Source organism: Crocosphaera watsonii WH 8501, from assembly GCF_000167195.1.
GTDB classification, from domain to species: Bacteria; Cyanobacteriota; Cyanobacteriia; order Cyanobacteriales; family Microcystaceae; genus Crocosphaera; species Crocosphaera watsonii.
Genome location: NZ_AADV02000213.1, coordinates 1 through 6,266 on the forward strand (window position 1 = coordinate 1; position 6,266 = coordinate 6,266).

General features: G+C 38.6%; 4 protein-coding genes and 2 pseudogenes. 3 read left to right on the forward strand and 3 right to left on the reverse strand.

Annotation, left to right across the window (positions count from 1 at the left end; genetic code table 11):
• Window positions 1–471: IS1634 family transposase (locus CWATDRAFT_RS28940; RefSeq protein WP_007308306.1), on the reverse strand; the 471-nt coding region annotated here is incomplete at its 3' end.
• Window positions 472–886: 415 nt separating this feature from the next.
• Here CWATDRAFT_RS28940 and CWATDRAFT_RS28945 point away from each other — a divergent pair.
• Window positions 887–1,615: a 15,16-dihydrobiliverdin:ferredoxin oxidoreductase gene (locus CWATDRAFT_RS28945; RefSeq protein ID WP_007308303.1), complete on the forward strand. Its 729-nt coding sequence runs from the start codon at window positions 887–889 to the stop codon at window positions 1,613–1,615.
• A 963-nt stretch (window positions 1,616–2,578) separates the two neighbouring features.
• A pseudogene (locus CWATDRAFT_RS28950) lies at window positions 2,579–2,863 on the forward strand (reverse transcriptase N-terminal domain-containing protein); the annotation flags it as partial.
• Between the two features lie 28 nt (window positions 2,864–2,891).
• On the opposite strand, the gene CWATDRAFT_RS28955 reads toward CWATDRAFT_RS28950, so the two are convergent.
• Together CWATDRAFT_RS28955 and CWATDRAFT_RS28960 are read right to left on the reverse strand one after the other, a co-directional pair.
• Complete coding sequence (locus CWATDRAFT_RS28955) at window positions 2,892–3,533, reverse strand: transposase (protein WP_007304956.1); 642 nt, start codon at window positions 3,531–3,533, stop codon at window positions 2,892–2,894.
• 64 nt (window positions 3,534–3,597) lie between these two features.
• The gene (locus tag CWATDRAFT_RS28960; protein ID WP_007308305.1) at window positions 3,598–4,179 is read right to left on the reverse strand and encodes a helix-turn-helix domain-containing protein; all 582 of its coding nucleotides are present in this window, start codon (window positions 4,177–4,179) and stop codon (window positions 3,598–3,600) included.
• Between CWATDRAFT_RS28960 and tnpC the strand changes: the two are divergent.
• A pseudogene (gene tnpC, locus CWATDRAFT_RS34955) lies at window positions 4,133–5,803 on the forward strand (IS66 family transposase). The gene CWATDRAFT_RS28960 and the pseudogene tnpC overlap by 47 nt on opposite strands.
• Window positions 5,804–6,266 lie beyond the last annotated feature (463 nt).

Here is a 6,266-nt window from a genome sequence, read left to right on the forward strand (position 1 = left end):
TTTAATAATTTTTTCTTCTTCCTGTTTCTCTTTATCTTCTTCCCTTTTATATTCTCCATCTAAATGAAATGATGTGGAATCTAAATGGGAGTATTTAAGGTCTATTTTAAATTTTTTAATTACTTCTAAAACTACTTCAATAAAAATATCATTTAGTCCATATTTATATAATTCATCCATTACTCTCCCAATTTTATCATCATTAAGGTAATCAGGTTTAATTCTTTCTCCTAACAATTTCTCAATGGCTTTATCTTGAAAAAACTGACTGAATAAATATAGAGGTCTTGAAACAAATCCTAGTCCATTGATTAAAATAGACTTAACTACTGTACCTGTTGAGATTTTTTCTCTAACATCTATTCCTAATTTATTATTAATTATTTTGACTATTCCTATTTCATCAATTAAACCAGCTACTATCCCTAAATGGTCTAAATTTTTAACTTGTATTTCTTCTAAATAAGACATTTTTCGCTCTTTTTTTTACAGAGGAAACAACTTAAGCAATTATCCCACTTTTTTGTCTTCAAGAGCTTAAGCAATTATACTTAATTATTAACCCCAGGCTTGTAGTATTTAATGCTACTTTTTGAAGTGCGGAATCTGGGATTAAAACTTCCAACTTTAGGGAGTACAAGCTCGCGAACATACAATAAACCTCCAGCATAGCTGCCTTTCAACTCCTGCCTCCTTATCTGTTGATAGATAAGGGTTTTAGGTGTTTATAGTAGATTTGTATGGGGGTAAGTTCAGGTATAAAGTCATAGTAGTCGGTCAGTATAGTTGCTATATTACGAATTGTGACTTTCTTAGTGAGAAATGAGACAGAAGCGAAGGTTTTTCTTTATGTTCAGAAAAGGTTTTACTATCTCTTCTTCAGTTTATGTTTCAGCCTTTTCTCCAACACTTAGAAAAAGAACTGTTTAGTCGCTTTGACCTAACCAGCAGACCTATTGCCCCAGAATTAGAATTCCAAATCAGTCAACGGGGAAAAAATCCTGCCATGATTGAAAGTTGGTGCTACGAATGTCCCCAATTGCGAAAAATACGCTACACCTATATTAATGCTGGGGAAACTGCCCAAATTTTTAATAGTGTTATTTATCCCAACCATCAGTACGATTTACCTTTATTGGGAATTGATTTTTTAGCTTTTGGAAAGAAAAAAATCTTAGTTGTTTTAGATTTTCAGCCCCTGTTTCGTGACTCAGATTATTTGAAAAAATATATTGAACCCATGGCACCAATACGTGCAAAATATAATGAATTAGCGCAAGATTTGGAAATGAGGTTTTATGATGCTAATCAATATTTTTCTCCGTATTTATTGTTTGCCCGAACTAATCCTCAGACCGTTATCGAGCAACTTTTTCCTGCTTATCAAGAATATATCCAATTATATTGGCAACTTGTAGAACAAGCTGAACCAAAGACAGAATCGACCGAGCTTGAACGGATTATCAAGGCACAGAAAGATTATGATCAATATAGTGCAGAACGAGATCCTGCCTCGGGGCTATTTAATAGCTATTTTGGTCATGAATGGTCTGAAAAATTTCTCCATAAATTTTTGTTTGAAGATGCTGTTGCTGTTGCTGCCAAGAAAAGTTGACCGAAGATTGTCGAAAAGCGGATTGTCGATGCATGAGTCTGAAAGAAGCAAGAATCTCCCGTTACAATCTTTGATTTAACGAGAGTGTGTCAAGGATGATGTTCTGGCAATACTGGTGCGATTCGTTGGGCTAAAAAGCTTGTACTAAATATAAGTGTGTAGCCCATTCAGAACCTTAAAATCTGAATAACTTTTGGTTTGTTGGCTAAAGGAGCCAAACTCGGAATCAAGGGAGATGTCCAAAGTAGATTGTCCACATAACATCAAAAGAATCATTAAACAATGGTTAGAATGTGGTGTTAAGGAAACATTCTCATCCGAGAACCATATATTATGGAATATGCTCAGAGCATGGAGTGCGATTCGTTGAGCTAGAAAGTTTGGAAACAAGCGTGTAGCTCGTTCAGAACATTGAAATCTGAATAACTGTTGATTTGTTGGCTAATGGAGCCACACTCGGAATCAAAGGAGAAAATCCTAAGAGTGACGACATAACCCTCCGTTTTGGACTTAGTAAACCCAGGATGGAAGCAGGGTTAGAAGGGGAACCCGTCATGAAGCAGCATGGTAAGTCGCTCCCCAAGTCAATCGGTCATGGTTAAACATTACGTTGAATCATCGACATGAACCCTCAAAACCGCCAAGTAGTAGCCAAATCTGTTTGATAGGCTGCGTTCAAAAGAACAAGGTAAAAAGTGGAGTTTTTCCATGAGCATCCACACAGATTCCTAAAAGTAACCTGGGGGAAAGATGAAACCTAAAACCGATATACCCAAATCAACGGAACGAATTAAGTCCATGATTGCTCTTACCACCGGTCGAGTAGGTAAGTAGGGACAAACTGAACCGCAAGGGTCATGGATGTGAGAAGCAATTAAGTTGCTAATGCCCACTTGTAATGAGTACGGATAAGCTGACGTATTGCTGGTTAATTAGAAGAAATAGTCTCTATTAGAGGTGAATATGTCGAATGCGAGTATAACCAAGACTACGCCAGAGTGGAACACAATTAACTGGGCAAAAGTCCAGAGAAAGGTGTTTAAGCTTCAAAAAAGAATATTTCAAGCTGTTAAATCAGGTAATAAAGTTAAAGCTAAAAAGCTTCAGAAGTTACTGTTAAAGTCACATTACGCAAAGCTCTTAGCCATACGCAAAGTAACCCAAGACAACCAAGGCAAAAAAACTGCTGGCGTTGATGGGAAAAAGGCATTACGCCCCAACCAAAGATTAAAGTTAGCCAAAGAACTAGTGCAGCTTAGCAAAAATAATCCACCAGTCACTTATGATCTTTAAAGCCCTTAAATTTCCAAACGAACGGCTTAGCAAAATGTTGATTAAAGTAATCAATAAAATTGATGATTTTTTGGGATAGTTCTTCAGTTGAACGGACAGTAATTCTTTTGAGTAAACGCCGGACTAAGATCGAAAACCAACACTCAATTTGATTAAGCCACGATGTATGTTTGGGAATATAAACAAAGCGAATTCGATGAGATTCATCTGATAAAAAATCTGCTCTGCTGTCCATAGATTGCAAAATCCCCTCCTTTCCTTTTCTCCCCAAATCAATAGTAATTCCACAGCTTTCTGCTACTAATTTGACTAAGCTTTCCGATTTATGAGTGTTGAGTTGATCTACAATAAAAATCCATTCTGCTTTTTCATCAATCTTAATCGTTCTCTGGATATGTTCAGAAAAATCTTGTTCTGTTCTTGTCGGTCCAATAGAGGGACTAACAACTTTTCCTCTTGCCACATCCCAGTTCGCAATCAAGCTTAAAGTTCCGTGTCTTTCATATTCAAATTCGATTTTTTCTACTTGTTTAGGCTTGATTCTTTTGTTCGGAAATAATCTCTCAAGAGCTTGAATCCCTGTCATTTCATCTGTACTAATTAAATGAATTCCTTGTTCTAACAAAGTTTTAGCTTCTTGATGAAGTTCACAGATATATTTGACTTGCTTTTTAAATTTTAAGGGATCATCAATTTTGGCATTTAACCAGTAACGAATGAGATGTGGTTGTAATGTCGCTTCTTTTTAAAAAACGCCCCACACTACGGGGGGAAATCTTTTCGACAATTCCTCTTTTTATGGCTTCATCCGCCAACTCTAAAGGTGTCCAATGGCTCACTGGTCTGTCTGATTTTTCACATTCTTCACAAGCGATCTCTACAATCTGGACTACTTGTTCGACCGTAAAGGATTTTGTTGTTCCAGGTCTTGGGCGATCGCTTAAAATTCCTTTGATCAAGACCATTAATGCTTTCTCCGTTACCTGTTGTTCTTCGGCGGCACTCAGTTTTTCTCTCTCCTCAAACCATCGCGATCGCCACTGACGCACTTGTACTCGGTCTAATTCTAATCTTCGACTAATCGAACTATTGCTCTCTCCTGATGCTGCGGCTAAGATTAGCTTGGCTCGTCTAACAAGGCGATAGGGGTTTGTTGTCCCTCTCACTATTTGTTGGAGTACTGTTTTCTGTAGGTTGGAGAGGTTAATTGGCAATGCTTTTATCATGGACATCAACTTCGAGATTCTTCCGTTAGTTTCATTGAAACACATTGTCGTGGCTAGTCACGAAAGTTTCTGTAAAAATCTGGTGGATTACTTTCGCCAAGCTGCACTAGTTAGAGCTATCGCCGATGAACAGTTGGCGAACAATGTCTTCATGATTGAGTGGCTAGTCAAGGCACAACAACAGTTATCTCTTCAACAAAGACTGATTGACCAGCAACAACAACAAATCTCTACACAACAGCAAGAAATTGAAAAATTGAAAGAAGAGAGAGATAAGGTGATTTCCACACTTGAATATACCTGCTTTTCCAATTATTCCCCCCTTTTTAAGGGGGGTTAGGGGGGATCGTAAGGGATCTCCTTTATCAGAAATCACCTAAGCTAAAAAACCGTAACTCAAAAAACAGTTCAGTCCCCCCATCATCAGACCCACTAAAAAAGCCTTCTGACAAAAAGAAACGCAAAAAAGGATTTAAACGCGGACCAAAATATGACCACCCAGGGAAGACCCGTAATGGTTTTGGTCAGCCCGATAAGATAGTCCCTTTAGAACTAGAAAACTGTCCTGTTTGTGGGGGTTCAGTGGAACGAGATGAAGTAGTTCCCGAAAAAGTCCAGCAAGTGGCTGAAGTAGTAGACCAACCCATAGAAATCAGGGAATATCGTCGCGGATTCTATAAATTTCCTAGTTGTGGATGGTCAGATTACAGTCCTGTTCCATTGGGAGTTAAAGAAGGATTCCGTTATGGGGCGCGATTAAGTAGCATCGTGGGCTGGCTTGGCTATGGGGGTAATCTTACATGGCGTAAACAGGAACATTTTATAGAGTATGTCTTTGGCATTCCCATTTCTCAAGGGAGCCTTGGCCAAAATGCACAAATGGTTTCAAGAAAGTTTAGAACCCTTGACCAAACAGTGGTTAAAGTACATCCAGCAGCCAGGAATCCGATGTGTTGACGAAACCAGTTATTGCATCGATGGCATCAAGTATTGGGTTTGGGTAGCCACATCAAATGAGGTCTGTGTGTTGATGTTGGCTCCCACTAGAAGCTCCGCAGAAGTCGAGAAATTGTTAGGAGCAGATTTTAAGGGCATCCTCACCAGTGACTGCTATAGTGCCTACTTTAGACAAAGTGCGATGGCCAAACAGAAATGTCTGGCACATTTAGAACGAGAGTTAGAGTCCCTTAAAACCAGTCGTTTTCAAGCGAATCGAGAATTTGCTGCCGATGTACAGCAAGTTTTAGCAACCGCCCGTATCCATTATCGTCATTATCATGGTCGAAATTTAACCCTTGAAGACTTAGGCTCCAAAAGAACAGAAGTCGAGAACTCACTGCAAAAGATTTTTAAAGCAACTCCCAAAAAAGGATGGCCTTATGATGCACAAAGATTGATTAACCGTCTCAAACGTCATTGGGAAGAGTGGTTCACCTTTCTAACTTATCCTGAAGTCAAACCAGATAATAATGATGCTGAGAGAGCTTTACGTCCCATTGTCATTCACCGCAAAGTAAGTGGGGGAGCAAGAAGCGACTGGGGTGCAGAGTTAGTCACCCAAATGTTCAGTTTTTTAGAGACCATGAGATTACAGGGGCAAAATGCCATTGTCCAATTATGCGAATTATTGTCATTAGCTGGTCGGAGTCCCCCAGGATTAGAGATGTAAAAGGCTCCGGAGCCGATGGGGGATAGATTTTTCTTGATCGCCCTATCTCTCTGCACAAAAATAAACAAGGTTAGCGGATAATCTCCGCTAACAAAAAACTATCTTACTATTCTTTTTTTTCTCATATTGTTGTTTTTATTTGAGGTTTTAAAAAGACTTGATTCTGGGAATGTTAGTCATTAAAATAGCCGTAATAAATTAGCTTAAATTTTACGCTAAATCACAGGGCTTATATTTTTGTTGACTCAACTGATGTTGTTTGTAGTGCTTTTCAATAAGACTTTTTTGTTGCGGTGAGCAGTTACAATAAGTTGGGAAAACTTCAATGAATCTTGTCACTCACGGGGTGACAAGTAGGTTGAAAAGTAAGTCCAGAGCGGTTTTTCTCTGTTACCCGACCCTAAACAATTGTCGGCAACCAGAGAGCTTATTGAGAATGAACGATAATGATAATCATTTGCAA

Coding starts and splice junctions, on each gene's coding strand:
- CWATDRAFT_RS28945 (WP_007308303.1), top strand. CDS start 887: ATGTTTCAGCCTTTTCTCCAACACTTAGAAAAAGAACTGTTTAGTCGC.
- CWATDRAFT_RS28960 (WP_007308305.1), bottom strand. CDS start 4,179: ATGTGTTTCAATGAAACTAACGGAAGAATCTCGAAGTTGATGTCCATG.